General features: G+C 66.1%; 17 protein-coding genes. 10 read left to right on the top strand and 7 right to left on the bottom strand.

Annotated elements, in window-relative coordinates:
- Positions 1-90 precede the first annotated feature (90 nt).
- Together R6258_RS16245 and R6258_RS16240 are read left to right on the top strand one after the other, a co-directional pair.
- Complete coding sequence (locus R6258_RS16245) at positions 91-1,452, top strand: MATE family efflux transporter (protein WP_318452749.1); 1,362 nt, start codon at positions 91-93, stop codon at positions 1,450-1,452.
- Positions 1,453-1,522: 70 nt separating this feature from the next.
- Positions 1,523-2,836 carry a short-chain fatty acid transporter gene (locus R6258_RS16240; RefSeq protein ID WP_318452748.1) on the top strand — a complete coding sequence of 438 codons (1,314 nt, stop codon included), beginning with the start codon at positions 1,523-1,525 and terminating at the stop codon, positions 2,834-2,836.
- 29 nt (positions 2,837-2,865) lie between these two features.
- Here the strand turns inward: R6258_RS16240 and R6258_RS16235 are convergent, their stop codons facing one another.
- A complete protein-coding gene (locus tag R6258_RS16235; protein ID WP_318452747.1) occupies positions 2,866-3,174 on the bottom strand; it encodes a hypothetical protein in 309 nt (102 codons plus the stop codon).
- Positions 3,175-3,348: 174 nt separating this feature from the next.
- Between R6258_RS16235 and R6258_RS16230 the strand changes: the two genes are divergently transcribed.
- Together R6258_RS16230 and R6258_RS16225 are read left to right on the top strand one after the other, a co-directional pair.
- Positions 3,349-3,858 carry an acyl-CoA thioesterase gene (locus tag R6258_RS16230; RefSeq protein WP_318452746.1) on the top strand — a complete coding sequence of 170 codons (510 nt, stop codon included), beginning with the start codon at positions 3,349-3,351 and terminating at the stop codon, positions 3,856-3,858.
- A 28-nt stretch (positions 3,859-3,886) separates the two neighbouring features.
- Positions 3,887-4,891 (top strand): ion transporter, encoded by a 1,005-nt coding sequence (locus R6258_RS16225; RefSeq protein WP_318452745.1) that lies wholly within the window; start codon positions 3,887-3,889, stop codon positions 4,889-4,891.
- A 3-nt stretch (positions 4,892-4,894) separates the two neighbouring features.
- On the opposite strand, the gene R6258_RS16220 is transcribed toward R6258_RS16225, so the two are convergent.
- On the bottom strand, positions 4,895-5,935 hold the full coding sequence (locus R6258_RS16220) for a hypothetical protein (protein ID WP_318452744.1): 1,041 nt from the start codon (positions 5,933-5,935) through the stop codon (positions 4,895-4,897).
- Positions 5,936-6,006: 71 nt separating this feature from the next.
- Positions 6,007-7,410, bottom strand: a complete 1,404-nt coding sequence (locus R6258_RS16215) for a PLP-dependent aminotransferase family protein (RefSeq protein ID WP_318452743.1) — start codon at positions 7,408-7,410, stop codon at positions 6,007-6,009.
- A 93-nt stretch (positions 7,411-7,503) separates the two neighbouring features.
- On the opposite strand from R6258_RS16215, the gene R6258_RS16210 reads away from it, so the two are divergent.
- Positions 7,504-8,106: a LysE family translocator gene (locus R6258_RS16210; RefSeq protein WP_318452742.1), complete on the top strand. Its 603-nt coding sequence runs from the start codon at positions 7,504-7,506 to the stop codon at positions 8,104-8,106.
- A 179-nt stretch (positions 8,107-8,285) separates the two neighbouring features.
- Complete coding sequence (locus R6258_RS16205) at positions 8,286-9,479, top strand: EAL and HDOD domain-containing protein (protein ID WP_318452741.1); 1,194 nt, start codon at positions 8,286-8,288, stop codon at positions 9,477-9,479.
- A gap of 15 nt (positions 9,480-9,494) precedes the next feature.
- Here R6258_RS16205 and R6258_RS16200 read toward each other — a convergent pair whose 3' ends face one another.
- The gene (locus R6258_RS16200) at positions 9,495-9,812 is read right to left on the bottom strand and encodes an I78 family peptidase inhibitor (protein ID WP_318452740.1); all 318 of its coding nucleotides are present in this window, start codon (positions 9,810-9,812) and stop codon (positions 9,495-9,497) included.
- Between the two features lie 216 nt (positions 9,813-10,028).
- On the opposite strand from R6258_RS16200, the gene R6258_RS16195 reads away from it, so the two are divergent.
- From R6258_RS16195 to R6258_RS16180, 4 genes are read left to right on the top strand one after another with little or no spacing between them, the layout of a single operon-like run.
- Complete coding sequence (locus R6258_RS16195; RefSeq protein WP_318452739.1) at positions 10,029-10,946, top strand: ABC transporter substrate-binding protein; 918 nt, start codon at positions 10,029-10,031, stop codon at positions 10,944-10,946.
- Positions 10,947-10,953: 7 nt separating this feature from the next.
- Positions 10,954-12,159 carry an ABC transporter permease gene (locus R6258_RS16190; RefSeq protein ID WP_318452738.1) on the top strand — a complete coding sequence of 402 codons (1,206 nt, stop codon included), beginning with the start codon at positions 10,954-10,956 and terminating at the stop codon, positions 12,157-12,159.
- A gap of 29 nt (positions 12,160-12,188) precedes the next feature.
- On the top strand, positions 12,189-13,238 hold the full coding sequence (locus R6258_RS16185) for an ABC transporter ATP-binding protein (protein WP_318452737.1): 1,050 nt from the start codon (positions 12,189-12,191) through the stop codon (positions 13,236-13,238).
- Positions 13,235-13,990, top strand: coding sequence for an ABC transporter permease (locus tag R6258_RS16180; protein ID WP_318452736.1), 756 nt, complete (start codon positions 13,235-13,237; stop codon positions 13,988-13,990). Before R6258_RS16185 ends, R6258_RS16180 begins: the two co-directional genes overlap by 4 nt.
- 139 nt (positions 13,991-14,129) lie before the next feature.
- Here R6258_RS16180 and R6258_RS16175 read toward each other — a convergent pair whose 3' ends face one another.
- The 3 genes from R6258_RS16175 to R6258_RS16165 all read right to left on the bottom strand — a co-directional run bounded on the left by R6258_RS16175 (position 14,130) and on the right by R6258_RS16165 (position 15,340).
- Positions 14,130-14,258, bottom strand: a complete 129-nt coding sequence (locus R6258_RS16175) for an entericidin A/B family lipoprotein (RefSeq protein WP_318452735.1) — start codon at positions 14,256-14,258, stop codon at positions 14,130-14,132.
- Positions 14,259-14,369: 111 nt separating this feature from the next.
- On the bottom strand, positions 14,370-14,495 hold the full coding sequence (locus tag R6258_RS16170) for an entericidin A/B family lipoprotein (protein WP_318452734.1): 126 nt from the start codon (positions 14,493-14,495) through the stop codon (positions 14,370-14,372).
- Between the two features lie 98 nt (positions 14,496-14,593).
- Complete coding sequence (locus tag R6258_RS16165; protein ID WP_318452733.1) at positions 14,594-15,340, bottom strand: sulfite exporter TauE/SafE family protein; 747 nt, start codon at positions 15,338-15,340, stop codon at positions 14,594-14,596.
- Positions 15,341-15,484 lie beyond the last annotated feature (144 nt).

Genomic DNA, 15,484 nt, shown 5'->3' with positions numbered 1-15,484 from the left:
CGTTCGCGTCGCGCCGGGCGGGTCGTCGGCGTATCCTGTAGCGCATCCGTTTCATCGCCTCACGACGCCAACGCCGACCAAGGAATTCGCTTGTCTGCCGCACACCCCGCCGCTTATCCCGCGACCCAGCGGGTCTGGACACTGGCCTGGCCGATCATCCTGTCCAACATCACCGTACCGCTGCTCGGCCTGGTCGATACCGCGGTGGTCGGCCACCTGCCGGAAACACGTTACCTCGCCGGGGTGACGCTGGGCGCGACGCTGTTCAGCTTTCTCTATTGGGGCTTCGGCTTCCTGCGCATGGGCACCACCGGCCTGACCTCGCAGGCACAGGGCCGCGACGACGCCTCCGCGGTGCGCAATCTGCTCGGCCAGGCCCTGGTGATGGCGATGGTCATCGGCGGCTTGCTGATCGCCTTCTCGCGACCGCTGACCGCCCTCGGCCTGTGGCTGCTCGACGGCAGCGACGAGGCCACCGCGGTGGCCCACGACTATGCCGTCATCCGCTTTCTGTCGGCGCCGGCGGTGCTCGCCAACTACGCGATTCTCGGCTGGTTTCTGGGCCAGCAGAACAGTCGCGTGACGTTGGCGATCCTGGTGCTCACCAATAGCGTCAATATCGTCCTCGACCTGCTGTTCGTGGTCGGCCTGGGCATGGCCAGCGACGGTGTCGCCTGGGCCACGGTGATCGCCGACTATACGGCGCTGGCGCTGGGGTTGTGGCTGGTGCGCCGCCAGCTCGCCGCGCTCGGCGGCGCGTTCCACCGCGACCGGCTATGGCGGCTGGCCGCCTACCGCGAGCTGTTCCAGGTCAATAGTCAGCTGTTCCTGCGCACCCTCGGGCTGCTGTTCGCGCTGGCCTTCTTCACCGCCCAGGGCGCCAGCCAGGGTGACGTGGTGGTCGCCGCCAATGCCGTGCTGCTGCAGTTCATCATGCTCACCTCGCACGGCCTCGACGGCTTCGCGCATGCCGCCGAGGCATTGACCGGACGCGCCATCGGTCGCCGCGACTGGGCCGAATTCGCGGCGGCGGTCGGCGCCGCGGCACGCTTCTCGCTGTTGACCACCGCCGCCGCCATGCTCTGCTTCGCGTTCGGCGGCACGGCGCTCATCGCCCTGCTCACCGATCTACCGGCGGTCCGCGAGATGGCCGCCGACTACCTGCCGTGGATGATCCTCATGCCGGCCCTGGCGGTCTGGAGCTACCTGCTCGACGGCGTCTTCATCGGCGCCACGGCGACCCGCGAGATGCGCAACAGCGTGTTCGCCGGGCTTATCGTCTACCTACCCGCCTGGTGGTTGCTGACCGGCCCGCTGGGGCTCGGCAACCATGGACTATGGCTGGCCTTTCTGCTCTTCACGCTGGTGCGCTCGGTGACGCTGGGCGGTTACTACCTGCGCTACCGGCGCACGCGCTGGAGCCCCCAGGCCGAGGCCGTTGGCCACAAGTAGCGTTGACCGGAGACGCCGCCGCGGGTTATCGGTTTACGCGAGGCGCCGCCAACAACAAAGCGAGATCCCAATGCTCAAATACCTGTCACGACCGGCCGTGAAGCTGGTTGAACGCTATCTGCCCGACCCCTTCATCTTCGTGTTGCTGCTGACCCTGGTCGCCGCCGCCGCGGCGATCGGCGTGGAGCGTCAGACGCCACTGGCGGTGCTGCGTTTCTGGGGCGACGGCTTCTGGGACCTGCTGACCTTCTCGATGCAGATGCTGCTGGTGCTGGTGACCGGCTTCATGCTGGCCAGCTCCCCGCCGGTCAAGCGCCAGTTGGCGCGGCTCGCCGGCAAGGCCGGCACTCCGGCCCGGGCGATCCTGCTGGTCACCCTGGTCTCGCTCGCCGCGAGCTGGATCAACTGGGGATTCGGGCTGGTGGTGGGGGCGCTGTTCGCCAAGGAACTGGCCCGCCAGATCCGCGTCGACTATCGCCTGCTGGTCGCCAGCGCCTACTCGGGGTTCGTCGTCTGGCACGGCGGGCTGGCCGGCTCGATCCCGCTGGTGATCGCCACCGAGGGCCACTTCACCGCCGACCGCATCGGCGTGATCGCGACCTCGCAGACGATCTTCTCGCTGTTCAACCTGGCGATCGTCCTCGCGCTGTTCATCGTGGTGCCGCTGGTCAACCGCTGGATGCTGCCCGACGACAAGGACAGCGTCTACGTCGAAACCGACATGCTGGTCGATGAAAAATCGCGCAATGGCCTGGCCACACGTCCTGCCGAGCATCTCGAGAACAGCGTCAGCCTGGCCTGGATGGTGGGCATTCCCGGGCTGCTGTTCCTGCTCGACCACTTCCTGCTGCGCGGGGGCGGCCTCAACCTGAACGTCGTCAACTTCCTGTTCCTGTTCCTGGCGATCGTCCTGCACAGAACGCCGCGCCGCCTGCTCGACAGCCTCAACGAGGCGATCAAGGGCGGTGCGGGTATCGTCATCCAGTTCCCCTTCTATGCCGGGATCATGGCGATCATGGTGCAATCGGGACTGGCCGAAACGCTGTCGCAGGGCTTCGTGTCGATCGCCAACGCCGACACGCTGCCGTTCTGGACGTTCATCAGCGCCGGGGTGGTCAACCTGTTCGTGCCTTCCGGTGGCGGCCAGTGGGCGGTCCAGGCCCCGGTGATGCTGCCCGCGGCCCAGGCATTGGGCGCCGAAGTGCCGCGCATCGCCATGGCGGTGGCCTGGGGCGATGCCTGGACCAATCTGCTCCAGCCGTTCTGGGCGTTGCCGGTGCTCGCCATCGCCGGGCTCAAGGCCAAGGACATCATGGGCTTCTGCCTGATCCAGTTGGTGGTCACCGGCATCATCATCAGCCTGGGTCTGACTTATCTACCCTGACCGCAAGCGAGCCGGCCGGAGCGACCGGCTCACTCCTTTTCGGGGGTAAAGGCCGGCGGATCGCTGGCCGGGAATGATTCGCTGCTGGCTTCATCGACGCGGGCCCCCTCCTCGCCCGGCGGCGGCGAGGTGAGCACCGCGCCCAGCCGGTCGTCGGGGTCGTCGAGTAGCGTCAAGTGGTCGCTGCCGGTAGCCGAAAGCCGGGTGTAAGGTAGCCAGCGAAAGTTGCCCTCGGTATCGACGATGCGCGCGTACTTGCCGCCCAGCGCATCGACGTCGCCCAACGGCGTGCCATCCAGGGCCTGAACCGTGACACCGACATGAAAGGCTGCATCCATGTTAAGCCTCCTCGCCTATTGATTTACCTTCCCAGTACAGCACAAATTGCATGAGATGCCCCAAGCCGCAGGCTCCCTTGCGCACCCCCAAACATGATACAACCGGGGCAGAGCCACCCGTACATGCCCTACCGAGAGCCTACCGAGAGACAGTGCCACGTGACGAGCCAGACCATGACGCCCGACGACATGCCCCGCCAGCACACCCTCACCATGACCGTGCTGATGACCCCCGACATGGCCAATTTCAGCGGCAAGGTCCACGGCGGGGCGATTCTCAAGAAGCTCGACGAGGTCGCCTACGCCTGCGCCAGCCGCTATTCCGGCAGCTACGTGGTGACCCTGTCGGTCGATCAGGTGCTGTTCAAGCAGCCGATCCACGTCGGCGAGCTGGTGACCTTCCTGGCCTCGGTCAACCATGTCGGCCGCTCGTCGATGGAGATCGGTATCAAGGTAATCGCCGAATCGATCCAGCAGAAGGTCATTCGTCATACCAATAGCTGTTACCTGACGATGGTCGCGGTGGACGAGCAGGGACGCCCGGTCGAGGTGCCGCCACTGCGCTTGGCAACGCCGCTGCAGCAGCACCGCTTCGAGAAGGCCGCGCTGCGCAAGCAATTGCGCAAGCAGGCCGAACAGGCATCGCGGGAGCACGACAGCCAGTACACCGGTCCGGCCTCCTGAGCCGGTCGTCCATACGCAAGGAGCCCGCATGACACCGACGCGGCCGCACCGCCAGCCATCCTCGCCCCGCGAGCGATTCAAGCTGGCCTGGGATGTGCTGGTGATCATCCTGGTGATCGCCAACCTGGCCCTGCTGCTGTTCGACAGCCTCTATCTGGTGCCCCCGCTGCATGACGCGTTCGCCTCGCTCTCTCCGCAGCTGCAGAAGGCCTATCAGCAGAACGTCCACGAGCATTTCTTCGCCATCGACCTGGCGTTCGTCAGCGTCTTCGTCCTCGACGTGCTGCTCGGCTGGATCGTGGCGATTGCCGAGCGGCGCTATCACCGCTGGTTCTTCTACCCCTTCGTGCACTGGTACGACGTGCTCGGCTGTATCCCGCTGACCGGCTTTCGCTGGCTGCGCTTACTGCGCGTCGTCTCGCTGCTGTTCCGTCTCCAGCGCCTGGGCCTGATCGAGATACGCAACTGGTACCTGTTCGGCGTGGTCCACAAGTATTACGACATCTTGCTGGAAGAACTCTCGGATCGCGTCGCGGTGCGCCTGATCGGCAGCATCCAGGAGGAGATCCGGCACAGCAACGCACTCTCGCAGCGGCTCTCGGACGAAGTGCTGGCGCCACGCAAGGAGCAGTTGGTCGACGAGATCGCCCAACGCCTGGAAGCCGGCCTGAACGATATCTATACCGACAACCGTGCGCTGATCGCGCGTTACATCAGCGCGCTGGTCGGCCGTACCCTGCAGGAAAGCCCCGAAATCCAGCGCCTGCAGCGGCTGCCGATGGGCCGTCAGTTGAGCGAGGCCATGGACCAGACACTCAGCGACTTGGCCGGCCGGTTGATTCACGAAGCGGTCGGCGGTCTGCGCTCGCCTGAATTCTCGCAGTTGCTGCGCCGCGCCACCGACAGCGGCATGGACATCCTGATGGTCGCCGACACACGCAGCGAGCGCATCACCGAGCAGGTATTGATCGAGACCCTGGAGCTGCTCAAGGAACAGATCGCCACCAAGCGCTGGCTGCAACGCTACGACTGAGCGTCAGACGATTCGCAGGATCGTGTAGGGCGCCTCGTTGGCGTGGCGCTCGTCGCGCGCGTCGATCGAACCCAGTGCCAGGTTGCGATCATTGTCGTAGGCGACGAACAGGCGCGTCTCGTCGAGCACCGCCAGGCCCTCGGCCTTGTGTTCGAATTCGAGCGGTTCGCCCTGCTCGTCCTCGACCAGTTGCGGGGCGCGACCGGCATTGAAGTCGTCCATGCTCATCGACCATAGGTAGCCGCCGATGTGCTCGACACCGTCGATCTCGGTCTCGAAGCTGGTCAACAGGTAGAGCCGGGCGTTGTAGGGGTCGTACTCGAGGCTCGACAGGCCACAGACATGGCGCACTTGGGGAAAGTCGCCCGGGTTGAACCGATAGAGGCTGCGCAGTTCGTCGAGGAACTCCAGGTTGCCCTGAGCGTCGATGCGATAATGCGCACCCACCACCCGACATACATAGTCGAAGTCAGCGTGGGTATTGCCTTGCTCGCGAACGCCGAACATCAGCAGCCCGTCGCCCTGCTCGCCGGGAATCGCCGCCAGCCCCTCGATCTTGTAGTAGGGCGTGCCGATCGCACCGTCCAGCTTGTTGCGCAACTCCAGCGACCCCTCGACGCCGTCGCGCGGATCGGGGTCGACCACCTGCACCCGCTCGGGCTGGCCCAGCGGCCAGACCAGCAGGTGGTTGTAGGCGTTCAGCGAATGGTCGTCCTCGGCGATGCGGTCGAAACCGGTGGTCGCCAGCACGTGACGACCGTCGGCGGTCAGCGCGAAGTCCTCGTACTTGGTGGCGCGCTTGATCGCCGGCTCGGTGAAGTAGTCGAGGCTGTCGTCGTCGGGAATGCCGTGCTCGTCGATGTCGACCGCGAACACCGCCGAGCGCGACTCGCCGGGGATCGGCTTGTCGCTGGCGAGAATCAGTCGTTGACCGTCGTAGACCACGGCCGAGACCTCGGCGTTGACCGGCTTGTCGTCGGCATCGCGCAGGCCGACGGGGAAACAGTGCAACGTGCCGTGGGCAAGTACCTGGGCGCGGCTCATGGACAGCTCCTTGCAAAAGGGGGGTGTCTCACTAGGTGGAGGCGACAAGTCGGCGATGCAAGCGTCGACGTTCACAACGTCCGCCATGGGCTGGCCGGCGGCGCGGCCAGCGTGCCGGCGATGATTTCGAGCGCACGCTCCAGCGTCTCGCGGTTGGCCGCCGCGCTGACGCACAGCCGAATCGCCTGTGGCGCCGGCTCGCTGCCGACGCAGAACGGCTCGGCGCTGGTCACCCGCACCCCCTGGCGTTCGAGCTGCTCGATCAGTGCCGCGGCGCGCCAGCCGTTGGGCAGCTCCAGCCACAGATGAAAGCCGTAGGGCTGGCCACTCGGCGCGAAGGCCGCCAGCCGCTGCCGGGCCAGACGCTGGCGCGCGGCGATCTCTTCGAGCTGCCAGCCGAGCAGCCGCCCGGCGGCACCGCTGTCGATCCAGCGGCAGACCACCTCGACCATCAATGGCGGGACCATCCAGCTCTGTGCGCGCTGGGCATTGGCCAGGCGTTCATTCAGGGCCGGCGGAGCGCGCAGGATGCCGATGCGCAGCCCGCCGGCGATCACCTTCGAGGTGCTGAACAGATACAGCGTCCGCTCGGGTGCGCGCAGGTAGAGTGGCCGGCCCCGCGCCTCGGGCGGCAGATACTGCACGCCGTCCTCGATCAGCCAGAAATCGTAGCGCCGCGCCAGCTCGACCAGCCGCTCGCGGCGCGCCTCGCTGAGCTGCGCGCCGGTCGGGTTGTTCTGCTCGGGAGTAAGGTAGACCAGCCGCGGCGGTTGCTGCTGGCAGAGCCGTGCCAGCGCCTCGACATCCAGCCCCTGGTCGTCCAGAGGTATACGCTGCAATTTGAGATGGCACTGCTGGGCGGCGGCGATCAGCCCCGGGTAGGTGAGTGCCGCCGCGGCGATACGCTCGCCGGGTTGGGTCAGCGCCTGCAGCGCGAGAAAGATACCGTGCTGGCCTCCCAGGGTGATGGTCAGTTCGTCGGCCGCCATGGGCAACCCCAACTGCGTCAGCCAATCGGCCAGCGTCCGGCGATGCGCGGGCGTACCGTGCTCGGACTGATAATCCACCGCCGCCTGCAGCGCCGTGGGGTCGTCGGCGAGCGCGGCCAGCACTTCGCCCAGGCCCGCCGGGCGCTGCGGATGCGGCGGCGGCAGGCTCAGGCTGAGATCGACCAGCTCGCCAGCGGTCGCGCTCGGCCCCGCCGGCACGTGACGAAAGCCCGAGACGCTCGCGCGGCGATCTTTCACGTAAGTGCCGCTGCCCACGCGGGCCTCGAGCAGGCCACGCCGCTCGGCCTCGTCATAGCCGCGGGTGATCGTTCCCACGGTAACGCCCAGCGCGTCGGCCAGGCGTCGCTGTGGCGGCAGCCGCTGGCCGGGTTCGAGCTCGCCGGAGGCGATCGCCGAGGCGATCGCGTCGGCCAGCGCCCGGTAGCGGGTCGCACCGGCAGGCAGTTGGGGCTTCCAGATTGTCATGGTGACAATAAATCCGTTGACGCCGTCAATAGCGCCATTATGCTGGCCAATAGAGACAATTCAAACCAAACTCGAACTTTGTATGGGCACAAAATGGATACGCTCGCCACGCTCGGTCCGGCCGCACTCTACATGATATCGATGACGCTGACCCCCGGCCCCAATAACCTGATGCTTACCGCATCGGGAGCCAACTACGGCTACTGGCGCACCCTGCCGCACATCCTCGGCATCCTGGCCGGCTGCTTGGTGCTGTTCTCGGCAATAGCGTTGGGCCTGGGCCTGCTGTTCGAGCGCTTTCCGCTGTTCCAGACGCTGCTCAAGGTCGTCGGCAGCGCCTATCTGCTGTACCTGGCCTGGAAGATCGCCAGCGCGCCGCCACCCGACCTGCACCTGCGCGGCGAAGGCCGGCCATTGACCTTCTGGCAGGCCGCCGCCTTCCAGTTCGCCAACCCCAAGGCATGGGTGATGGGGCTGGCGCTGATGGCCGGCTTCTTGCCCGAACAGGGCAGCACCTGGATCGACGCCCTGCTGCTGGCCGGCTTCGCCGAACTCGTCGCCCTGCCGTGCATCTCGCTGTGGGCCGGCTTCGGCATGGCCGTCGGCCACTACCTCAAGAGCGCGCGCGCCTGGCGGATCTTCAATGTGGTGATGGGCGGCATGACGGCCGCCTGCGTGGGGTTCATCCTGGGCTGACAAGCGCCGTGCGCTTTCACCGGCCTACTATTCCTCACGACCGGATTGATCCCCTCCAGGATTGCCGCTCGCGATCGGCCGCTATCAAGAATCTCCCCGTCATGCCGATAACCTGGGTTATCACACCCGCTGCTAACGGTCCCGGCATGGCTACGTCAAGTTCATCGGTTCCCACAACAGTGCTTTTCGCGCGTCAGCCGATCTACGATCGCCAGCGTGCCCTGGCGGGTTTCGAGCTGCTGTTCCGTAGCTGCGCCGAGACCGCCGGCAAGCCATTCAACGACGACTACGCGACCCGTCAGGTGATGCTCAGCGCTTTCACCGAAACCAATATTCACGAGGTCTGCGAAGGCACGCCGGCATTCATCAATTTTCACACCAACACGCTGCAGGCGGCGCTGCCGTTCTCGCCGGACGAGATGATCATCGAGGTGCTGGAGACCGTCGCGCCGACGCCCGCCGTCGAGAAGGCGATCCGCTATTGCAAGACCCAGGGCTATCGCATCGCCCTCGACGACTACGCGCTGACCGACGCCAGCCACCCGCTGCTGCCGCTGGCCGACATCGTCAAGCTCGACTGCCTGGCCTATTCCGCCGAGCATTTCGCCACGGCGGTGGCCGCGCTCAGGCGCGCCTATCCGTCGCTCAAGCTGGTTGCTGAGAAGGTCGAAACGGGCGAAGACTTCACCCGCTGCCTGACGCTCGGTTGCGATCTGTTTCAGGGCTACTTTCTGGCGCGGCCGATGCCGGTACACGGCAAGCGCCTGCCCAGCAGCCGGCTGTCGGTCCTGCAGTTGCTCGCCGAGCTCAACCGCCCCGACAACACGCTGGCCACTCTCACCGCGACCATCCAGCGCGATGCGTTCATCAGCGTACGGCTGATGAAGATGGCCAACAGCGCCTATTACAGTCGCAATCACGACATCAAGTCGGTGCACATGGCCGTCAACCTGCTCGGCCAGCGGCGCATCCGCAGCCTGGCCAGCCTGCTGGCGCTGACCAAGCTCGACGACAAGCCGCACGCCCTGCAGAAGCTGGCCCTGGCACGCGGCTATCTGTGCCAGGAGCTCGCCGATGCGCTGCTCGACGACCCCGGCTCGGGCTTCACGGTGGGGCTGTTCTCGTGTCTGGATGCGTTGTTCGATCACCCGCTGGAAGCGATCCTCGCCGAGTTGCCGCTGCACGACAGCCTGAAGACGGCGATCCATAGCCACCACGGTGCGCTGGGGCTGATCCTCGCCAGCGTGCTCAAGCTCGAACGGGGCGAGCTGGACGGCCTTGACTGGTCCGGGCTGAACGCACTCGGCCTGACGCCCAAGCGACTGAGCCGCCTTCAGCAGCAGGCCATCGAGATGACCAACGGCCAGCTCTAGTCACGCCTTCCGGCCTCAGCCACACGACAATCGGTCGATCCGCTGCTGCGCATCGAGGTGCACGTTCAACCGCTCGGGCCGGTAATCCATGGTATAGCCCTGACCGGGCCGAATGATCCGCACCCGCTGGGCGCCGCTGGTGCCTTGCAGGGCCTCCCGCAGCGACTCGTCAAGCCGCTCGCCGATGTGCCCGCGCAGGGCATCCGCCCCGCAGGTGGCCGGCGCCGACGCTTGCAACGGTGGCGGCTCGGGTGCCGTCGCCGGGCGCGGCGCGCCGCTACAGGCCGTGAGCAAAGCGATCAGTGGCAGTCCGCCCCAAAACCATCGAGTCATGAAATCTCCTTGTCTGGTCTGCGTATCGGCGTCAGCGCCGACGATGCCCGCTGGACTCGGCACTCGTCGTTTCGATAAGGTGCTGAAACGTGGAGCGTCACGCGCATTGTAGCTAGGCTTTGACAATGCCGACGGTGCATCACGCAGTACGGCCGCCCAGGGATCTCGGGCGCGTCGGTCTCGCACATCACATTGCGTCTACAAGAGGAAGGAAACATGGCCTGGATGGGTAAATCACTCGGCCTCGTGGCTGGCGTCGCCTTGACGTTGGGGCAGGCCATGGCCGCCGATCCGTTGCGTGTCGCCTCGAAGATCGATACCGAGGGGGCGCTGCTCGGCAATATGCTGATCGCCCTGCTCGAAAACGCCGGCTACCCGGTCGAGAACAAACTGCAGCTCGGCCCGACCAATATCGTGCGTACCGCCCTGCTCGAGGGCGAGATCGACCTCTACCCCGAATACACCGGCAACGGCGCCTACTTCAGCAACACCACCGACGACGAGGCGTGGCAGGATGCCGAGGCGGGCTATCAGAAAGTCCGCGACTGGGATCGCGAGCAGAACGGCATCGTCTGGCTCGAGCCGGCGCCGGCCAACAATACCTGGGCGATCGCGGTGAAACAGTCGCTCGCCGAGAAGCACGACCTTTCCAGCATGGCCGACTTCGGCAAGTGGGTGAACGACGGCGGTGACGTCAAGCTGGCCGCTTCCGCCGAGTTCGTCGAGAGCCAGGCGGCCCTGCCGAGCTTTCAGAAAGCCTACGGCTTCAAGCTCTCGCAGGACCAACTGCTGGTGCTCTCCGGCGGCAACACCGCAGCGACCATCCGCGCCGCCGCCGAGGGCACCAGTGGCACCAACGCGGCGATGGTCTACGGCACCGACGGCGCGATCAAGCCCGCCGGGCTCAAGGTCATGGACGATACGAAAGGCGTGCAGATGGTCTACGAACCGGCGGTGGCGATGCGCGAGGAGGTCCTCGAGGCCAACCCGAAGCTCCCCGGGCTGTTCGAGCCGGTATTCGCCTCGCTCGATCGCGAGACCCTCCAGGAGCTGAACAGCAAGATCCAGGTCGATGGCCTGCCGGCCAAGCAGGTGGCCCACGACTATCTCGAGGCTAACGGCTTTCTGGACTGAACGGACCGTGACCGCCAAGCCGATCTCGACCAGCGACCAGGCCAGACGCCTGGTCGCCAATCGCGTACTGCTAACGCTGTGGGTCGCCGCGCTGCTGGGAAGCGCATTGCTGCCGTTCGCCGCCATGGCGCCCAACCGGCTGGTCTCCGGCGAAGCGGTCAACCTGGTCGTCGCGCTGACGACCTGGCAATCCGTGGTTTTCGTGCTGCTGGCCCTGCTGCTGGCGCTCGCCGCGCTGGAAAGGCCGCTGTCCGCCGCGCGGGGCCTGCAACTGACGCTGATCGTCGCGCCGTTGGCACTGCTGCTGACCCTCTACACGCTCGGCGACTACGCCAGTCGCGCCCTTGCCGACGCCTCGCCGGCCGCGCGGGTCTCGCAGGGCGCGGCATTCTGGATACTGGTGTTCTGTACGCTGCTGATGATCGTCGATGCCTTCCAGCGTCTGCGCGCGCCGCTGTGGGTCGGCGGCGCCTACGGCCTGGCCCTGGCCGCCGCAATAGCCGGGCTATTTGCCGGCGGCCAGTTCAATGCGCTATCGATCCTCAAGGAATACTTCAACATTCAGGACGCCTTCGCCGACCAGTTGCTCACCCACCTGCGCCTGGTCGGGCTGGCGCTGGCGCCGGCCCTGGCCATCGGCCTGCCGCTGGGGCTGCTGGCGCATCGTCGACCGGCGCTGCGCGGCTCGCTGTTCGGCACCCTGAATTTCTTCCAGACGATTCCCTCGATCGCGCTGTTCGCGCTGCTGGTAGCGCCGCTCTCGGCGCTCGGCGACAGCTTCCCGTTGCTGCGTGCTCTGGGCATCAAGGGCATCGGCGCCGCGCCGGCGATCATCGCGCTGATCATGTATTCGCTGCTGCCGGTGGTGCGCAACACCTACGCCGGTTTCGCCGGGGTCGCACCGGCGACCCTCGAGGCGGCGCGCGGCATGGGCATGACCCGGCGCCAGGTGCTGTGGCGGGTGGAAATACCGCTGGCGCTACCGGTAATTCTCTCGGGGCTGCGCATCGTTACCGTCCAGGCGATCGGCCTGACGGTCGTGGCGGCGTTGATCGGCGCCGGCGGGCTGGGGGCGTTCGTCTTCCAGGGGCTCGGCCAGTACGCCATCGACCTGGTGCTGCTCGGCGCGGTGCCGACCATCGCCCTGGCGGTTATCGCCGATTTTCTACTGCAGATCCTGGTCGCCATCAGCCGCCCCGAGGGTGCCCGCTAGTACCTTCGAGCCATCAACGAGCCGAGACGATGATAGAACTGCAAGGCCTGACCAAGACCTACGCCGGCAAGAACGTCGTCGACGACATTTCGCTGCGCGTCGAGAGCGGCGAATTCGGCGTGCTGATCGGCCCGTCGGGCTGCGGCAAGTCGACCACCCTGCGCATGATCAACCAACTGATCCCGATGAGTCGCGGGCGGATCCTGCTCGGCGACGAGGACGTTAGCCGACTCAAGCCGGAACAGCTGCGCCGGCGCATGGGCTACGCCATCCAATCGATCGGGCTGTTCCCGCACTGGACGGTGGCCGAGAACATCGCCGTGGTGCCCAACCTGCTCAAGTGGCCCAGGGCGCGCATCGACGCACGCATCGACGAGTTGATGAACCTGTTCCACCTCGCGGCCGGCGAATATCGCGACAAGTATCCGCACCAGCTGTCGGGCGGTCAGGCCCAGCGCGTCGGCGTGGCCCGCGCGCTGGCCGCCGACCCCGAGGTGCTGCTGATGGACGAGCCGTTCGGCGCCGTCGACCCGTTGACCCGCGAGGTGCTGCAGAACGAGATGCTGCGGGTCCACGAACAGACCCGCAAGACCATCGTCTTCGTCACCCACGACATGGACGAGGCACTCAAGCTGGCCTCCAAGGTGGCGATCCTCAATCAGGGCCGGCTGGTGCAGTACGACCGGCCGATCGAGCTGCTGGTCGACCCCGCCGATGGCTTCGTCAGCGATTTCATCGGCAAGGCCGACCTGGGCCTCAAGCTGCTCTCGCGGCGCTGGGTCGACCAATATTGCCGGCCGCCACGCCTCGCACGCGATACTCACCATAGCGACGCCGGCCACAGTTGGGAGGTCGATGCCGACGGACGTCCGCTGGCGCTGCACGGTGGCCGGCTCAGCGAAGACGGCGAGACGCAGACCGCAGTCAACGGCGAATGGATCGCCACCCCCGAGATGACCATGAAGGAAGCGCTGTCGCGCATGGTGTGGTTCCGGGTCATGGTACTGCCGGTGATCGACGAGGCCGGCAAGCTGATCGGCGAAGTGACCATGGAGGGCGTGATGGGGCGCCAGCCATGAGCCGCGCAAGCCTCGTCATGCCCGCCACGCCGCGCGATTGGCTGCTGCCGATCCTCGCCACGCTGCTTGTCGTCCTGACGCTTCTCATGGAGGAGCTCGAACCGCTGTTCGCGGCCGCCTTTCCGCACCTCGACGTGGCCGTCTACCAGCGCGAGAGCTTTCTCCAGTTGATGCTCGATCATCTTGGCCTGGTGCTGGTTTCATCGCTGATCTCGATCGCCATCGGCGGCACGGCTGGGCTGTTCGTGACCCGCGCGGTAGGGCGCGAATTCGAGCCGATGGTGTCGTCGCTGGCGGCGATCGGCCAGACCTTTCCGCCCGCGGCGGTGCTGGCGATCGTGGTGCCGCTGGCCGGCTTCGGTTTCGTGCCGACCATCGTTGCGCTGTCGCTCTATGGGCTACTGCCGGTGGTCCAGAACACCATCGCCGGGCTCGGCTCGGTACCGCCCGCCACGCTGGAAGCCGCGCGCGGCACCGGCATGAGCGCCCGGCAGATTCTATGGCGGGTCGAATTGCCGCTGGCCATGCGCGTGATCATCGCCGGTGTCCGGGTCTCGGTGATCATCAATATCGGCACCGCGACCATCGGCTCGACGGTGGGTGCGCAGAGTCTCGGCACGCCGATCATCGCCGGGCTGGTCGGTGGCAATATCGCCTACGTGATTCAAGGCGCGGTGCTGGTAGGGTTGCTGGCGATCGTCAGCGATCTGCTTTTCGAGCGCCTGGAGCGGCGCTTTCGCTTCGGTAGTTGAGACGCGTCAAAGTCGTCGAAACAGGCGTGGAAACGAACCGTGCGGCAGGGATTAATGACAAGCAGGTAAACCAAGAGAGACAAGCAACGGCAGGAAGGTAACAGCGCCGCCCGACCGGAGCGGGCGGCGCGGGCGTCAATCAGCTGGCTTCCTGAATCTCTTCGCCGCCTTCCTCGATATCTTCGCCTGCACCATGCAGCGTATTGCAACCCGTGAGGGTGCCGGCGGCCATCAGCATCAGGAACATCATTGCCGTCAGTTTCTTCATTTGGTCCTCCTTAACGAATGAAGTCGCCGCTTGCGCGGCCTTGGTGACAAAACGTCACACCCAAAGCCTAACAGGCGATGGGCGTTTACGCACATCCCATCGCCCCGGGTGTCAGCCGGCGGCTTCCTCGATTTCCGAGCCGACCTTTTCGACGTCCTTGCCCAACCCTTGCATGGTGTTACAGCCGGCCAGCGCTACCAGCAACATCAGTGCCGCCAATATCAATGAGCCTTTCATCGCCTTCCCCTGAAATGTCGAGTGGATTGTGCAGTTATCACCCATGGGCGGCGCCACGGCAAGCGGCGATTCGTGCAGCGAATGGCGCCGTCGGGAATTCAGAAGAATGCCAGCCGCAGGATGATCGCCACGATCACCGCCAGCGTCAGCCACTTGACCCACAGCGCGCCGCGCGGGCCCATGTTGACCCGTACCGCCAGCCAGGCTCCGCTCATGCTGCCCAGCGCCAGCAGTAGCCCATAGCCCCAGCGCACCTGGCCGTTGAGCACGAACACCGCCAGCGCCGGCAGGGTATAGACGAGGATGATGAAGACCTTGAAGACGTTGACCTGGGCCAGATCGATCTTGAGCAGCCGATACAGCACGGCGATGAACAGCACCCCGACACCGACCTGGATGAAGCCCCCGTACAAGCCGATGACGAACATCGCCAGATAGACCGCCGGGGTGATTCGCGAAGGGGTCAGCGTCTGCGTGTCGAGCCGTGGCTGGGGCAGCAGCATCATCAGCGAGGCCAGCACCATCGCCGCGATCAGCACGCCCTGGAAGATCGCATCGGAGACCAGCAGGGCCAACCAGGCGCCCAGCAGCGCACCGGCCACCGCCGGCAGCGACAAACGCAGACTGACGCCCAGGTCGCCCGCGCCGGCACGCCGGAAACTGCCCACCGCGCTGACGCTCTGCAGCACGATGCTCACCCGGTTGGTACCGTTGGCGACCTGCGGCGGCAAACCCAGCAGCATCAGCAGCGGCAGGGTCAGCATCGAGCCCCCCGCCGCCAGCACGTTGATGAAGCCGGCGACACCGCCGAACGCCACCAGCATCAGCCCATCAAGCCAGCCCATGACCGCTCCCTGTCACCGCTCTCAACCGTGAGTAGCCGCGGGCCGAATCGGCGTGGACCCCTGGCGTGCACTCCACACCAGCACCGCGACGAAGACCGCCACCCCGGCCAGGTCGACGACCAGCAGGCCGTGCGGCCACAGCAT

The organism is Halomonas sp. HP20-15, from assembly GCF_033446685.1.
In the GTDB taxonomy this organism is placed as follows: Bacteria; Pseudomonadota; Gammaproteobacteria; order Pseudomonadales; family Halomonadaceae; genus Modicisalibacter.
This window is presented reverse-complemented; position numbering and strand designations above follow the sequence as displayed.